This is a genomic window from Streptomyces recifensis (assembly GCF_002154615.1).
GTDB classification, from domain to species: Bacteria; Actinomycetota; Actinomycetes; order Streptomycetales; family Streptomycetaceae; genus Streptomyces; species Streptomyces griseoluteus.
Genome location: NZ_MUNH01000233.1, coordinates 1 through 16,863, shown reverse-complemented (window position 1 = coordinate 16,863; position 16,863 = coordinate 1). Strand labels below are relative to the sequence as shown.

General features: G+C 68.9%; 8 protein-coding genes. 7 read left to right on the top strand and 1 reads right to left on the bottom strand.

Going from position 1 to position 16,863, the window contains the following annotated elements; translation table 11 throughout:
• Nucleotides 1-175, bottom strand: a 175-nt coding sequence (locus tag CCN33_RS14050; RefSeq protein ID WP_140394543.1) for a TetR/AcrR family transcriptional regulator, incomplete at its 3' end; no start/stop codon positions are given.
• Nucleotides 176-289: 114 nt separating this feature from the next.
• Here CCN33_RS14050 and CCN33_RS14045 point away from each other — a divergent pair.
• The 7 genes from CCN33_RS14045 to CCN33_RS14020 all read left to right on the top strand — a co-directional run bounded on the left by CCN33_RS14045 (nucleotide 290) and on the right by CCN33_RS14020 (nucleotide 16,842).
• Nucleotides 290-1,174: an SCO6745 family protein gene (locus CCN33_RS14045; protein ID WP_086693968.1), complete on the top strand. Its 885-nt coding sequence runs from the start codon at nucleotides 290-292 to the stop codon at nucleotides 1,172-1,174.
• A gap of 154 nt (nucleotides 1,175-1,328) precedes the next feature.
• The gene (locus CCN33_RS14040; protein ID WP_244173798.1) at nucleotides 1,329-2,045 is read left to right on the top strand and encodes an HNH endonuclease family protein; all 717 of its coding nucleotides are present in this window, start codon (nucleotides 1,329-1,331) and stop codon (nucleotides 2,043-2,045) included.
• 329 nt (nucleotides 2,046-2,374) lie between these two features.
• On the top strand, nucleotides 2,375-13,294 hold the full coding sequence (locus tag CCN33_RS14035) for a LamG-like jellyroll fold domain-containing protein (protein WP_086693967.1): 10,920 nt from the start codon (nucleotides 2,375-2,377) through the stop codon (nucleotides 13,292-13,294).
• Nucleotides 13,295-13,378: 84 nt separating this feature from the next.
• Complete coding sequence (locus CCN33_RS31595) at nucleotides 13,379-13,885, top strand: hypothetical protein (protein WP_140394542.1); 507 nt, start codon at nucleotides 13,379-13,381, stop codon at nucleotides 13,883-13,885.
• A gap of 403 nt (nucleotides 13,886-14,288) precedes the next feature.
• Complete coding sequence (locus tag CCN33_RS14030) at nucleotides 14,289-14,909, top strand: hypothetical protein (protein ID WP_086693966.1); 621 nt, start codon at nucleotides 14,289-14,291, stop codon at nucleotides 14,907-14,909.
• 160 nt (nucleotides 14,910-15,069) lie between these two features.
• Nucleotides 15,070-15,708 carry a SurA N-terminal domain-containing protein gene (locus tag CCN33_RS14025; RefSeq protein WP_167387849.1) on the top strand — a complete coding sequence of 213 codons (639 nt, stop codon included), beginning with the start codon at nucleotides 15,070-15,072 and terminating at the stop codon, nucleotides 15,706-15,708.
• 138 nt (nucleotides 15,709-15,846) lie between these two features.
• On the top strand, nucleotides 15,847-16,842 hold the full coding sequence (locus CCN33_RS14020) for a nucleoside triphosphate pyrophosphohydrolase (protein ID WP_086693964.1): 996 nt from the start codon (nucleotides 15,847-15,849) through the stop codon (nucleotides 16,840-16,842).
• Nucleotides 16,843-16,863 lie beyond the last annotated feature (21 nt).

The window sequence follows — 16,863 nt, the reverse complement described above, 5'->3', positions numbered from 1 at the left end:
AATGGTGCGCGGGCGCCGCGTGCGAGACCCCGGCGCGGCGGGCGAGGTCGCGCAGGCTCAGCGCGCCGGGTCCTTCGGCGGCGATGACGTCGAGCGCGGCGGACAGCACGGCCCGCCGCAGGTCGCCGTGGTGGTACGTCCGCCGGTCCGCGGACGTGGAGTTCGAGGGGCTCATGGCACCAGAGTACGCGGAATCTAGTCATTGACAAGTTCTCTCGGCTCCGGCAATCTAGTCAGTGTCAAGTCGACGGCGGCCGGCCGGCGGTCGCGTCCGGGGGAGGAGACCGGCATGTCCGAGAAGACACCGGAGGCGGTGGAGACGGCCCGCGTACGCCAGCTCTGGCACCTGCTGGAGCCGTTCCACGCTCTGCTGTATTACGCACCCGAGGTGGAAGAGGAGATGGCCGCCCTCGGGTACGGCACCGAGGACCGCTGGCCGACGTACTTCCCGTCGCGCGCCGCTCCGTTGGGAGAGGTCGGCGCCGAGCGGGTGACCTCCGCCTTCTACAGCTTCAGTCCGCGCATGGCCGCCCGGCACATGGAGGGGGCGTGGGGCGTCGCCGGGCCCCGGGAAGTGCTGGCGGCCCGTCTGCGGGGCATCGACCGCGCCTACCGCGCCCTACTCGGTGCCGCCGTCGAAGGGCCGAGTCTGGCCGAAGCCGCCACCCTGGCCCGCCGTGCGGCGGAGTCGGCCGGCACCGAGGGCCGCCCCCTGGCGGCGGCCAACGCCGAACTCCCCTGGCCCGAGGCCCCGCACCTCCAGCTGTGGCACGCGGCCACGATCCTGCGGGAACACCGGGGCGACGGCCACCTGTCCGCCCTGCTCGTCGCCGGGCTAGACCCCGTGGAAGCCCTGGTGTCCTTCGCGGCGATAGGTGCCGCGTCCGTGGAGCGCTTCGAAAGCCGGGGCTGGAGCCGCGAGGAGTGGGCGGCCGCGCGCGAACGCCTGGCGGCACGCGGCCTGTTGGAGCCGGACGGCACAGCCACGCAGGAGGGTCGCGCCCTGCGTCGTCGCGTCGAGGAGCACACCGACCGCCTGGCCGCCGCCCCGTGGCAGTCCCTCGGCCGGGCGGCCGCCGACCGCCTGGGTGACCTCCTCGGCGACCACTGGGTCGCGGTCCTCTCCTCCGGCCTGCTCCCGTCCGAATCGACGCTGGGCATAGGCAAGGTCTGAGCAAGGCGCACGAACCGGCAGACGCGCAGGGCCCCGAACAACCCTGTACGCCCCTTCTGTTCCTCTCCATCAAGCGCGGCGCGGCCGTTACGGTGGAGGGCGGATCTCTCCGCCCGCGTCCGCGGACGGACCAGGGCGAACGAGGGGGACGCACGTGAAGCGTCTGTGGGGCGGGGCTGTCACCGCCATGGCCGTGATGACCGTCGTGACGGGCTGCAAGGCCGAAGAGGTCAACGGCTCTTCCGGCGCGGAGCCGACGGGTGCCAAGGGGGCCGCCCTGAGCGCTGTCGACCAACTGGACGTCAAGGGCCGTGCGCCGAAGACCGGTTACTCCCGTGAGCGCTTCGGCAGCGCCTGGGCCGACACCGACTCCAACTCCTGCGACACCCGTGACGACATCCTCAAGCGCGACCTGAAGGAGGTGAAGTTCAGCGGAGGCAAGTGCAAGGTCACCTTCGGCGTACTGGAGCCCGACCCCTACTCCGGCAAGACGGTCACCTACCGGCGCGGCCGCAGCCTGGTCGACATCGACCATGTCGTCGCCCTCTCGGACGCCTGGCAGAAGGGCGCCAAGTACTGGGACAGCAGCAAGCGCATAGCCCTCGCCAACGACCCGCTGAACCTCATAGCGGTCGACGCGAGCACCAACCGCGGCAAGGGCGACGGCGACACCGCGAGCTGGGTCCCCCCGCAGAAGAAGTACCGCTGCACCTACGTCGCCGCCCAGGTCGCCGTGAAGAAGAAGTACGACCTCTGGGTCACCTCGGCCGAGAAGTCCGCGATGAAGAAGATCCTCGCCTCCTGCCCCGCCCAGAAACTCCCCACGGGCGGCAACCCCACCAACGCCCCGTCCCGTTTCAGGGCTCGTTAGGACGGACCGTCATCACTCGTTCACCGAACATGTGTTGGGTCGGTTCGCACTGGCTCATGTGACGGCAAAGTTGTTCACAAGCTGCAAAGGAATATTTATCGACAAACTGGCCGGGTTGAGCAAGCGGCGTTCAAGAGTTGCGCAAGATCGCCCCTCGCGCCTGTCCACAGGGTGTTCACAACGGCAAGATCAGTGGGCTTATCTGTCGCTTACTGATCGCTGGAGTCGCACCCGTGCCTACCAGGCCACTCAGTCGACCTAGACCCGCACGGCGTGCTCAACGTCTGCGGCGGTCTGTCGCCGTTGTCGTACTCACCGCGCTCGCACTCATGTTCACGACCGACCAGGCCCTCGCGGAGGGCCTGGAACTCGGTCGCGTCACGTTGCCGAGCGCCAGTCTGTCCTCGTGGGCCTCCTGGTTCACCGATCCGCACTGGGGCAAACTGCCGCATCAGCAGACCGGTACCGCGGCCGGCAAGCGGCACCATGTGCCGGCCGGCGCGACCCGTGCCCATCGGGGCGCGGGTCACAAGCCGGGGCGTGGCCGGGGCGAGCTGGGTGCCTACAAGGCGCACAAGGCGTCGGCGAAGGCCGGCTTGAGTGCCTCGTTCCATGGGTTCAACCCCCGGACCAGCAAGCGGGTCTCGGGCCGGTCGACGCAGAAGACGACTTACTACCACAATGCGGACGGCTCGTTCAGCCGGAAGGTGTCCCCCTTCCCTCTGAACTACAAGGACCCCAAAGGGGAATGGCAGCAGATCGACACCGCCCTCGCCCGTGGTCCTGACGGCCGCTGGGACGAGAAGTCCAACGCGGTGGACGTCGGCTTCGCGCCGAAGGCGGCCGACGAGGATCTCGCCTCGTTCGGCAAGGACGGCAAGAGCGTCGGGTTCGCCCTCGAGGGGGCGGCGAAAGTCCCCGGCGTGGCCAAGGGGTCGACGGTCGCCTACCCGGAGGTGCTCCCGGGCACCGATCTGGAGCTGACGTCCACGTCGGTGGGTCTGCGCCAGGCGCTGGTGCTGCACTCGGCGAAGGCCGCGAACTCCTGGGTTTTCCCCCTCCACCTGCGGGGGCTGACGGCAGAACTGAACACGTCCGGCGGCGTGGACCTGCGGGGCGCCGACGGCAAGGGCGTCGCCTCGATCCCGTCGGCCTACGCCTTCGACTCGAAGATCGACAAGGTGTCGGGGGAGCGGGCGACGACGCACGCGGTGTCGTACGAGCTGATCACCGTGCACGGTGAGCCCGCGCTGCGGATGACGCTGAACCCCGCGTGGTTGCACGCGAAGGCGCGGCAGTTCCCGGTCACGGTGGACCCGGACACCTCGGTCTGGGACTACGTGCACAGCACGTACACGGAGTCGGGTTATCCGGTGGCCGACCGGTCCCAGGAGCAGACCCTGAAGATCGGCTCCTACGACTCGGGGTCGCACTCCGCGATCTCGTTCGTGCAGGACTGGCGGGACAGCTTCGACGGCTCGGGCGTCTCCCTCGTCTCGGCCAACCTGCACCTGTACGACATATGGGCCTCGACCTGTACGCCGGAGGCGTTCAACGTCGCGCAGGTGTCGGCCGCGTGGGACCCGACCGACCCGATGACCTATCCCGGCCCGGCGCACGGTGCCTCGATCGGCAGTGTCACCCCCACGGTGACCAACGCGTGTGCCAACACCACCGGTGACCAGTCCGGTGGCGACTGGGTGACGGTGCCGCTCGACACGGCGGCGATGCAGAAGTGGGCCAGCGGCACCACCGCGGACCACGGCCTGGCGATCTACGCCGCGACCACGGACGCGCTGCACTGGAAGCAGTTCGGCTCCATGGCCTACCCCGGTGACGAGCCGTACATCGTGTACGACTACACCGGTGATGTCGCCCCGATGGTGGAGGCGACCTTCCCGGCGAACAACTCCTCGATCTCCACGCTGACCCCGGAACTCCAGGCGTTCGCGGACTTCCAGCAGAACCCCGTGGCGCAGAAGTACGACTTCAAGGTCTACAGCGCCTCCGGCACCCTCGTCGCGGACTCCGGTCTGGTCACCACGCCCAACTGGACCGTGCCGTCCGCCAAGCTCGCCTGGAACACCTCCTACACCTGGACCGCACAGGCATACGACGGAACCAAGTACTCCACGGTCTCTCCCTCCTCCGCGCTGACGACAGAGGTGCCGCAGCCGTTCCTGACCTCGGAGCTGTCACAGAACAGCAGTGACCACGGATACGACGCCACCATCGGCAACTACACGACCTCCGACACGGACGCGTCGATCTCCACCGTCGGCCCGAGCCTCGATGTCGAGCGTGACTACAACTCCCGCGACTTCCGGATATCCGGCGCGTTCGGTGCCGGCTGGTCGAGCATCTTCGACGCCAAGGTCACCGAACAGAAGAGCGCGGCCGGTGCCCTGACCGGTGTCGTCGTCACCTACCCGGACGGGTCCGAGGTCGGCTTCGGCAAGAACTCCGACGGCACCTTTTCCGCGCCCTCCGGCCGTTTCGCCATGCTGCGCGCGCAGACCTCCCCGGCCGGCTACACGCTGACCGACAAGGACGACACCGTCTACACCTTCGCCCAGCCCCTGGCCACCGGTGTGTCCGGCATCTCGTCGGTGAAGGATGCCGACAACCGCTCGGTGGACCTCACCTGGACGTCCGGACACGTCACCAGGATGAAGTCCAACGTGTCCGGACGGTCCCTGAACCTGACCTGGTCCACGCCCACCGGCGCGACCGCGGCCCACGTGGCGACCGTCGTCACCGACCCGGTGGACCCGAAGGACTCCTCCAGCGCGCAGACCTGGACGTACGGCTACACGAACGACCAGCTCAGCAAGGTCTGCTCGCCGCTGTCGACGACCAAGTGCACGACGTACGGCTACACCGGGGGCTCGCAGTTCCGCACCGAGGCGGAGAACGCCGGGGCGTCGGAGCTCTGGCAGTTCAACGAGGCGAGCGGCACCACGGCCGCCAGCTCGGCCGGTGACGGCGAGGGCACGGACGACGCCACGTACAGCGGTGTCACTCTCGGGCAGGCCGGACCGCTGGCCGGGTCCACCGCGACCGCGGCGAAGTTCAACGGCACCTCCTCCTACGCGGAGCTGCCGCCGAGCCTGGTCTCCAGCTCCAACCAGCAGACCATGTCGATGTGGTTCAAGACCACCACGGCCCCGGGCGTGCTGTTCTCCTACTCCACACTGCCGCTGAGCTACACCATGGCCCAGGGCCAGTACACGCCCGGCATCTACGTCGGCACGGACGGCAAGCTCAACGCCGAGTTCTGGAACAGCACCGGCGTCTCCCCGATCGTCAGCTCCTCCGCCGTGAACGACGGTGCCTGGCACGAGGTCGTGCTCGCGGGTGCAGGTTCGCTCCAGACCCTGTACCTGGACGGTGCCAAGGTCGGCACGCGCTCGGGCATGATCTCCTACAGCAACGGCTACCACAGCGCGCTGCAGAACCACACGTACATCGGTGCCGGCTTCCTGGGCGGTACCTGGCCGGACGAGCCCCACTACTCGACCACGAGCGATCAGGGCTTCCCGACCTACTTCAACGGCACCATCGCCGATGTCGCCCTTTACCCGGACGCGCTGACCGCCGACCAGGTGTCGCGCATCCACACCGCGGCCACCAAGGCGTCGCCGCTGCTGACCACCGTCACCCGTCCGTCGGGCAAGGCGTTCGCCGGCATCACCTACGACACCAACGCCGCCCGCGTCACCCAGCTGACCGACGAGAACGGCGGCGTGTGGAAGCTGAACCCGGCGACCATCACCGGCTCCAGCAACACCTACCGCGGCGCGGTCCTCGGCGGTGCCCCCAACCAGTACTACCGCTTCGGCGAGTCGGCCGGTGCCTCGACGGCGCTCGACGAGGTACGCGGCGGGACGGGAACCTACTCGTCCGTGACGCTGGGCTCGGCCGGTCCGTTCAGCGACCACACCACCGGCGCGTTCAACGGCACGTCCTCCAAGGTGACGCTGCCCAACGGCACCATTCCCGGCACCGGCGCCGAGTCGGTGGACATGTGGTTCAAGACGGCCACCGCGGGCGGAGTCCTCGCCGGTGCCTCCAAGGACCCGCTGGGCACCACCACCCCGACCGCCTACACGCCCATCCTCTACGTGGGCAGCAGCGGCAAGCTGTACGGCGAGTTCTACTTCTCCGGCGGATCACCCAAGCCGCTGGGCACCACGTCGGCGGTCACCGACAACAAGTGGCACCATGTGGTGCTCTCCACGTCGGCGACCAGCCAGTCCCTCTATCTGGACGGCAACCTGGTCGGCACCCAGAGCGGCACCGCCGCGATGGGCGGCCAGCCCTACACCTACGTGGGCGCGGGCTACCTCGGCGGCAACTGGCCCGACGAGTCGCACAGCAGCAGCACGGACAACACCGGCTACGCCACTTACTTCAAGGGCTCGATCGCCGAGGCCGCGGTCTACCGTTCGCAGCTCACCGCGGACGACGTCGACGCGCAGTACGACGCGGCGCTCAACTCCACCGGCCTGCTGCCGGTGAAGACGGTGACGGTGACGACGCCGGCCAACGCCACGATCGGCTACACGTACGACGTCACCCACGGCAACCGTCTGCTGAGCGAGACCGACGCCCTCGGCAACACGACCAGCTTCGGTTACGACACGTCCGGTTTCGAGCACACGGTGACCGACCCGAACGGTTCGATGACCGTCACCGGTCATGACGTGCGCGGCAACATCGTCTCCTCCACGTCCTGCCAGGACCAGGCGGCGAACAAGTGCAACACCGAGTACTACACGTACTACCCGGACGACACGACCGCGCAGCTCACCACCGCCGACCCCCGCAACGACCAGTTGCTGACCGAGCGGGACGGGCGTTCCGCGTCGGCGAGTGACAACACCTACCTGACGACCTACACCTACGACTCGGCCGGCAACCAGACCGCGATCACCGGTCCCGCCGTGCCGGGCTTCCCGAACGGGCGGACCACCCAGACCGTCTACAGCGACGGCACCGCCACCTACCCGGCCGCGGACGGAGGTGTGGTGCCCGCGGGACTGCCGGTGAAGACGGTCAGTCCCGGCGGCGCGGTCAACCAGGTCGCCTACAACAAGAACGGTGACGTGGCGTCCACCACGGACGGCATCGGACTGGTGACCTCCTACACCTATGACGGTGTCGGCCAGGTGAGCACGCAGAACGTGGTCTCCGACACCTATCCGGCGGGCCTGACCACGACGTACACCTACGACGCGGCCGGCCAGGTGACCAAGGAGGACGACCCGCAGATCACCGACCGGGTCAGCGGCGCCACGCACCGGGCGTCGACCACCACGGTCTACGACGAGGACGGCAACACCACCTCGCAGACCGTGTCGGACGCGAGTGGCGGCGACCGGCCGCGCACGCAGACGTGGACCTACGACGCCTACGACCACGTGGCGACCGAGGCGGACGCCAACGTGGCAGCGGGCGCGAGCTACGGCAACACCACGACGTACGGCTACGACACCTCGGGCAACAAGACCAAGGAGGTCACCAGCGCCGGCAACGAGACCCGGTACACGTACGACGCGGAGGGCAACCTGCTCACGCAGGGCCTGATGTACACGGGCGACCCGACCGACCCGCAGCCCGCGGCCCTGCTGACCGAGTCCTCGCGGGCGTACGACCCGTCGGGCCGGCTCGCGTCGATCACCGACGCGATGGGCAACGTCACCGCGTACACGTACACCGACGACGGGCTGACCGCGACGGTCACGAAGAAGAGCGGTGACGGACAGAGCACCTACGTGCTGGAGTCGGACACCTACGACGCGGCCGGGAACCTGCTCCAGTCCACCTCCGACAACGGCGAGACGGTCACCAAGTACACCGTCGACGCCGCGTCCCGGACCACCTCCACGGAGCTGGACCCGACCGGTGTGGACCGGGTGAGCACCGTCTCCTACACGCCGGACGACCAGGTCGCCAGTGAGACCGACCGTGACGCCTCCGGCTACGACCGCACCACCACCAACACCTACGACGACATGGGCAACCTGCTCAGCGAGACGCTGTACGGGGACGCCTCGGGTCATCCGGCGGGCTGGTGGAAGCTGGACCAGGGCTCGGGCACCTCGGTGACCGACTCCTCCGGTACCGGCAACACCGGCCAGGCGAGCAACGTCACCTGGACCGACTCGTCCGCCGGTCTCGCCGGGACGTCCACCGCGCAGGGTGTGGCCACGAACGGCCCGGTGCTGGACACCACCGCCTCGTACACCGTGTCGGCGTGGGTCAAGATGAACTCGCTGCCGACCCGCAACGCGACCATCGTGGCGCAGAACGGCACCACCAACAGCGCGTTCATGCTGCAGTACAACTACGCGCACGCCGGATCGCCGCTGTGGAGCCTGGACGACACCAGCAAGGACGCGGCCGGGCCGACGTTCCCGGCGGCGTACTCCACCGCGGTTCCCGCCGTCGGTGCCTGGACCCATGTGGTCGGTGTCTACGACGCCTCCAACGGTTCCATGAAGCTGTACGTCAACGGCAGCCAGTCCGGCACGGCGGGCACCAACAGCACCCCGTGGGCCGCCACCGGGCCGCTGACCATGGGCCGCGCCAAGTACGCGGGCGCCGACAGCGACGCCCTGCCCGGCGGTGTCTCCAACGTGCAGGTCTACCAGCGGGCCCTGTCGGCCACCGAGATCTCCTCGCTCTACGGAAAGGGCCGCACCGGCGGCACGGTCGGCTCCTCCACCGCGCAGACCACCAAGTACGCCTACGACAAGCGTGGCCTCCCGTCGTCGATGACGGACGCGGAGAACCACACCACCGACTACGCCTACGACGAGGCCGGCAACCTCGCGCTCACCACGGCCCCGGCGGTCCAGTCGGAGAAGGACGGCACCAGCCCCGAGGCCGTCCGTCCGGTCACCGCGTCCGGGTTCAACACCTTCGGCGAGGCCGTCGAGGAGAAGGACCCCAACCAGCTGGTCACCAACACGGCGTACGACGCGGAGGGCAACAAGGTCTCCGAGACCCTGCCGTCCTACACGCCGGCGGGAGCCGCGCAGCCCAACGCCGGCACCACCGTGTGGACCTACGACTCCGAAGGGAACCAGATCTCCGTCACCACGCCGGGCGGCAAGACCACGTCGAACCTGTACGACCAGCTCGGCGACGTCGTCCAGACCACCGCGCCCGACGGCACCAAGACCCATGCCGTCTACGACACGGCCGGTGACCAGCTCTCGGCGACCGACCCGACCGGCGCCCAGACCCAGGCGACCTACGACTTCATGGGCCGTCCGCTGACGCAGACGACCCTGGAGCGCTACCCGTCGACCCGGACGCTCACCTCCACCAACTCCTACGCGGTCACCACCGGCAACCCCTATGGCGCGCACGTCGCCTCGACCACCAGCCCCGGCGGTGTGTCGTCCACGTACGCCTACAACCGCGCGGGCGACGTCACCTCGGTCACCGACGGCGCCGGCAACACCACCAGGTACGCCTACGACTTCGAGGGCAACCCCGCGAAGACGACCCTGGCGGACGGCACCTACACGACCACCGACTACAACGCGTCCGGCGACCCGACGGCCACGCACTCCTACGACGCCGGCGGCACCCAGCTCTGGAGCACGTCGCAGAGCTACGACGGGGTCGGCAACATGACCGCCGCCACCGACGCCAACGGTCACACCAGCCAGTTCACCTATGACGCGGCCGGGACGATCACCCAGGAGACGCAGCCGGTCGACGCCACGACGTCCATCACCACGACCTTCGGCTACGACCAGGCGGGTCACCGGACCCGGTTCACCGACGGGCGCGGCAACTCCTGGCGCTACACGTACACACCGTGGGGCCAGCAGGAGAAGGTGATCGAGCCGACCACGTCGAAGTTCACCTCGGCGGCCGACTCGACCACGACCTTCGCCTACGACGCGGACGGCCAGGCGACGACGGCCACCCTGCCGGGCGGCACCACCACGTCGATGACCTACGACGGCAACGGTCAGCTCAAGACGATGTCCGGCTCCGGCGCGGACGCGGTCACGGCCACCCGCAGCTTCTCCTACGACACCGACGGCCGCGTGCTGTCGGCGGACACGGCGGAGGCGGGTACCGCCGGCGCGGCCGATCACCAGAGCGCGACACACGACGCGTTCACCTACGACGACCGCGGTGACGTACTCACCACATCCGGCTCGGCCGGGTCGTCCAGCTTCGCCTACAACAACGACGGTGCGATGACCTCGCGCACGGACGCGTCAGGCACCACGTCCTACGGCTACGACACAGCGGGCCGGCTGTCCTCGCTCAACGACGCGGCGACCGGCACCCAGCTCACCTACTCCTACGACCAGCTCAACCAGCTCAAGTCCGTCAAGTACGGTGCGACCGGCCAGACCCGCACCTTCGGCTACAACACCGCCCACGAACTCACCACCGACACCCTGGTCCAGGGCGCGTCGACGCTGGCGAGCTTCACGTACGGCTACGACAAGAACGGCAACCTGACGTCGAAGGCGACGACAGGCGTGTCGGGCGCGTCCGCCAACACCTACGGCTACGACTGGGCGAACCGCCTCACGTCGTGGAACAACGGCTCCACCAGCACGACATACGCGTACGACGCCTCGGGCAACCGCATCCGCAAGGGCTCGGACGTCTACACGTACGACCAGCGCGACCAGCTCACCTCCGACGGCGTCCACACCTACGACTACTCGGCACGCGGCGCGATGACCCAGGAGTCGTCGGCGTCGGGCACGCTGGCGTACAAGACGGACGCGTTCGGCGACCAGATCGTCGCGGGTGACCAGGCGTACAACCTGGACGCGATGGGCCGCAACATCACCGACCGGGACACCTCGGCCGGGGGACTGACGCGGACCTTCGCCTACTCGGGCGCCGACAACACCATCGCCTCGGACGGCGACTTCACCTACACCCACGACGCGGGCGGCGGTGTGGTCGGCGTGAAGCCGGCCGGCGGCGGTGCCGGGGCGCTGGCCCTGACCGACCAGCACGACGACGTGGTCGGCACCTTCACCTCCGGCGCGACCGCGCTGGCCGGTTCGGCCTCCTACGACCCGCTGGGCAAGGTGGTCTCGCCGACCGACACGGTCACCGGCCACCTCGGTTTCCAGTCCGGCTGGACCGAGCCGGGCACGGGCGACGTGGGGACCGCCTCACGCTGGTACGACCCGGGCACCGGGCAGTTCCTCAACAAGGACAGCATGTCCTTGGACGCGGTGCCGAACTCGGTGGCGGCGAACCCGTTCGCCTACGTCGACGACAACCCGCTCGCGGGCACCGACGAGTCGGGCAACTGCTCCTGGTACGACGTGGTCTGCGGGGCGAAGAAGGCCGTGCACCACGTGGCCCACGCGGTCAAACACGTGGCGCACAAGGTCTACCACGCGGCCAAGCACGTGGCCCGCAAGGTGGTCCACGCCGTCAAGCACGTGGCGCACAAGGTCGCGCACCATGTGCGGGACGTCTACCACGCCACGGTCCGGGCCGTGCGTCGCGTCTACCACTACGCGGCCCGGCACGTCAGACGCGCGTATCACCAGATAGTCCACGCGGTGCACTCGGCGTACCACGCCGTGCGCAAGGCCGTGCACCGTGTGGTCCACGCGGTGAAGAAGGCGGCGAAGAAGGTCGCCCACGCGGTGAGGAAGGCCGCGCACGCGGTGGCCCACGCCGCCCGCACGGCCTACCACGCCACGGTCAAGGCGGCGAAGACGGCGGCGAAGTTCGTCAAGAACCACGCCGCGGCGATCACGTCGATCGTGGTCTCCACCGCGGTCTTCGCGGGCTGTGAGGCGTTCACGGCCGGCATCGGCTCCATCGGCTGCGCGGCCGTCGCCGGTGCGGCGGGCGCCCTGGTCGAACAGGGCTTCAAGTGCGCGGACAACGGTGGCGACGACTGCAGCGTCGGCGCCTTCGCGGGCTCGGCGGTCGAGGGCGCGGTGACCGGCGCGGCCGGCGGAGCCCTCGGTGAACTCGGCGGCAAGATCCTCGCCAAGGCGGCCCCCAAGGCTCTGGAGGTCGCAGGCGGCCTCTTCGGCAAGGGAGCCACGGAAGCCGGCGAGTCGGCCACGGCCGACGCGACGGACGAAGCCGCGGCAGCGGCGAAGTCGGAGGCGTCGGGAACCAAGGCGCAGTCCCACTCGGACGAGGCACCGGCGGAAGAGGGCGCCAGTTGCCCGATTCCGCACAGCTTCACCGGCTCCACGCGGGTTCTGATGGCCGACGGCACGACCAAGGCCATCGATCACGTCAAGGTCGGCGACACGATCGCCAACTCGGTGCCCGGTGCGAAGGGCACAGAGGAACACAAGGTCACCGCGGTGATCGTCACGCACACGGACCACGACTTCGTGGACCTGGCGATCAAGAAGAGCGGTGGCAAGCGATCGGTGAAGGCCGGCGCGATGTCCCTGGCCAAGAAGGCGGCCCGCAAGGCGGCCTTCGGCCTGGCGGCCTCAGCCGCCGTCCTGGGAGCGCTGTCGGCCGGCCACGGCCACGCCGGCACCCACCCGGCGACGTCCCCGGTGGCTGCGGTCCGCAAGGCGCCGTCGGCAGCGCACCTGACGACGACCTTCCACCACCCCTTCTACGACGAGACCCAGTCGGCCTTCGTCGAAGCCAGGGACCTCAACCCGGGCGACGTCCTCCAGACGCCGACCGGCACGGCCCAGGTCACCGGTGTCCGCCTTCACCACGCGAACACCACGACTTACGACCTGACCATCGGAACCCTCCACACGTACTACGTGGAGGCTGGCGACACTCCGGTCCTGATTCACAACGACAACGTTGAGTGTCCGCGCACCCCGGAGGAGTTGAAGCGGCACGCTGAAGCGCTGCATGACGCTGGAATCCGTAATCCGCAAAAGCCACCCACCACCGGAAACAAGAAGGCGGATCAAGGCATTACTGTGGCCACGGGTCAGCTGGGCGGACGCTCCGTCTACACTGTGAGCAACAATGCGACTACGCCTGAAATGCGAGCCTTGGCGGAGAAGCTTGGATACGAGCGCATCAATGGTGTTGAGCACATAGTGCCGGGCCTCCAGACCGATGCGGAGCAAATCATGTTGAACGCAGTGGAGGACGGCACTCTGTCGGACGAAGGAATGATGGCAGCCTCACGCCCGTTCTGTCGTGCCAACAGACAGGATTGCGCAGCTCGAGTGGCCGGCTTTCCGAAGATTCAAGGTTTTGAACAAGCTAGAATCCCTCCGTGGGAACGTTAGGGGATGACTGGTTCTGGGCGGGCGGGTACAAAGTGTGTGTCGCCCGCCCAGGGCTGCTTGTCCCGTTCACGATGAGAGGTAGCGATGCTGCTCTGGGATTATGAAAGTGAAAGCTGGGCCTCGCCGATCTCCGGTATGTCCGAAGAGAAGCGAAGGGATCTGGCCCTCAGTTGCATCGAGGGCACAGTGGAAAGCTTTCGCCCCTCGTTCGAAACATCGTTCACCGCTCGTACCGTGAGCTTTGTCGGGATCGCCCTGCGGGACTTCAGAGCGAACTTGGGTGATCCCGGTTCCAGTGTCGCAGTTCGAGATGAAGAGGCGTTCTTCGACGGGCTTCATGCGCTGGTCGACGAAGACCCGGCGCCGGGCCTTGCGGCGCTCGTAATGGCTGTGTCCGAGTATGCTGATTGCTTGAGGAATCGCCCGCTGGGCAGCCGGGAGGTCCTGGGTGTCCTCTCGTCTTGCTATGAGGCAATCCTCAACGAAGAGCGCATTCCGAGAGTCACTCCGGACGCTGAACGTGCAAATGCCAATTGCCGACGTGTGCTGGATATGCAGCAACGCATGGTGATCGATTTCTCCGGGCGCTGAAATCCTGCGCGACGAGGATGCATTGGCGTAAGCCCGTAGGGCGTTTGATCCGGAGGCAGCGTGCCGTGGAGCTGCCTCCGGTGACCCGGTCAAGGCGTTCGTCCACGCCCGTACCGACACCTTCGTCGGATCGGGCAAGAAGGGCCGCCCTGCGCGCCGATCCGTGCCGTCCGCTGACGCGAACCGACGGGCGGTCCGGACGGCCACCCTGGCCGAACGCGTCACCCGAGCGCAGCCCGCCGGCTCGCAAGGTTTGCTGTTCCGTAAGCGACTCTTGTGATTTTCATGGCGGCCCCTTTCCTGGGCGCCGGACGGCCGTCGGCTACGGTGCCAACCGGTTTCGGCATCGTGGATACGTGTCAGCAGCCGTAGAACCCGTGCCGAGCAGGAGAGCAGGTAGTCCGTGGCCAAGCAGGTCCGACAGGTGACCCAGTCGCGTCCGTCGGTGACGCGGCAGCAGGAGGCGGGGATCGCCCGCTTCGGCCGCGCTGTCGTCACCTGGCTGCGCTCCCTCAGCAGGCGCACGATCGCGATCGCCGCGGGGGCTCTGGCTCTCGTTGCCGCGGTCGTCGTGGTGTGCGCCTTCCTGTTCGGTGGTGATGACCGGCCTACCGTCCCCGACACCCGCGCGCGGCACTACACCGAGACCGACGCCTGCCTGCTCACCGGTAAGGACGGCATCATGGCCGGCACGCCCGCCGCGACCGTCTGGCAGGGCATGCAGGACGCCTCTCTCAGGACACACGCGCGGGTCAGCTACCAGCAGGTCATAGGGGAGCAGACCGCAGGCAACGCGCGCCCCTTCCTCAACGGCATGCTCCAGGGGTCCTGCGAGGTCGTCGTCGCGGTCGGCGGCCCCGAGGTCTCCGTCGCGGCAGCGGCCGCCCCCAAGTACGGCAAGACGGGCTTCGTGCTGATCGGCGGCGGCCACTCCGGGGGCAACGTGTCCCTGCTCCACACCGGCGACGGTCTGCGGGGCGAGGTCGCGGGTGCCGTCGAGCGGGCGATCGACGCGAGGAGCTAGCGGAGCTGGCGGGACCACGCGGCGCGGGAATCACCGGCGGCGGTGCCCGAACTCGTGGTGAATCGTTGGTCCAATGGGTTGGCCGGAGCAGTACGGCTGCCTAACATCGATCACCGCAAGACTTTGTGCACCGTCGCACAATCTCCTCAGGAGGTTCCCCTTGCTCCGCCGCCGTCGCACCGCGCTAGTCCTCACCGCCGCGATCGCCGCCGCGGCCCCGCTCCTGACCGCCTGCGGAAGCGACGCGCATCCGGGCGCCGCGGCCGTCGTCGGCGGGCAGCGGATCACCGTGGCGCAGTTGGAGGGCCGGGTGAACGAGGTTCGGGCGGCGCAGCGGGCCGAGGTGACCGACCAGGCCCAGTACCAGCAGGTCCTCGCCTCCACCGGCAGCCTCACCCGCGACACCCTGCACAACATGGTCCTCGACCAGGTACTGCACCGCGCCGCGCGCGACCAGGGCGTCACGGTCACCCGCAAGGAGATCCAGCGGATGCACGCCGACCTGGAGAAGCAGGCGGGCGGAGCCAAGCAGCTCCGGTCGGCCTGGCTCCAGAAGTACGGCATCGCCCCGGAGCGGCTCGACGCCAACCTCGGTCTCCAGATCGAGGCGCAGAAGCTCGCCGCCAAGCTCGGCACCGACACCAGCCAGCCCGCGTTCTGGAACGCCCTCTCCAAGGCGTCCAAGGAACTCCACATCGACGTGAACCCCCGCTACGGCGCGTGGGACGTGGCCAAGAGCAGCCGGGTCGACGCCCGTACGCCCTGGCTGCGAGACGCCTCGGCGGCACAGAGCGCCTGAGCGCGGTACGCCCGGGGCGGGGCCGGTGACCTGCTGGTTTCCGGCCTCGCGCGGCGCGTCGGTCATACGATCACAGGACTCTTCCGCCCCTGTGGACAACCCGGCCCGTCCTTCCGCGTCCTGGGTTACGTTCGGATCGTGAACGCAAACAGCTCCGCCTCCGCCCCTGGCCGCATCGTCCTGCTCACCACCAGCCACCGCGTCGCCCCCGGCCTGCTCTCCTGGCCCGCCTGGCAGGCGCTGCGCTCCGCCGACGCCGTGCTGTGCGCGGACGGCGCGCATCCGCAGGTGCCGTATCTGCGCGAGGCCGGGATAGCGGTGACGGAGGCGTCGCCCACCGCCGAGGCACTGGTCGACGCCTGCGCGGGCGACCGCACGGTGGTCGTCGTCGCCACCGGTGAGGGAGAGCCCGCCCTCACCGACGGCCTCGCCCGGCTCGCCGGGTCCGGCCGGGTGCAGATGCCCGAACTGGAGTTGCTCCCCGCCTCCTACGACCTGCCCGGCGCCCGCCTCCTCGACCTCGTCCAGGTCATGGACCGCATCCGCGCCGAGTGCCCCTGGTCCTCCCGGCAGACCCACGAGGGCCTGGCCAAGTACGGAATAGAGGAGGCGTACGAACTCGTCGAGGCCATCGAGGCGGGTGACCGCGAGGAGCTGCGGGAGGAGCTGGGCGACGTGCTGCTCCAGGTCGTCTTCCACTCCCGCATCGCCGAGGAGGACGCGGACGCCCCCTTCTCCATCGACGACGTCGCCGGAGGCATCGTCGCCAAGCTGATCCACCGTCACCCGCATGTCTTCGGGGAGGAGGAGGCGGAGACCCCCGAGGACGTCAAGGCGCACTGGTTGCGCACCAAGGCCGAGGAGAAGCAGCGCAGCTCCGTCACCGAGGGCGTCCCCCTGGGCCAGCCCGGCCTCGCCCTCGCCGCCAAGCTGGCCTCCCGCGTCCGCACCGCCGGCCTGGACGTCCCGCTGCCCGAGGGCGACGGCATCGGGTACGAACTGCTGGAGCTCGCCGCCCGCGCCGAGCAGGCGGGCGTCGACCCGGAAGCGGCCCTGAGAGCGGCCGCCCGCACCTACCGGGACGCGATACGCACCGCCGAGGGCGTGTCCGCCCCGGACCACGGCACCGCGTAGCCCGGCCGGGCTACGCGGTGC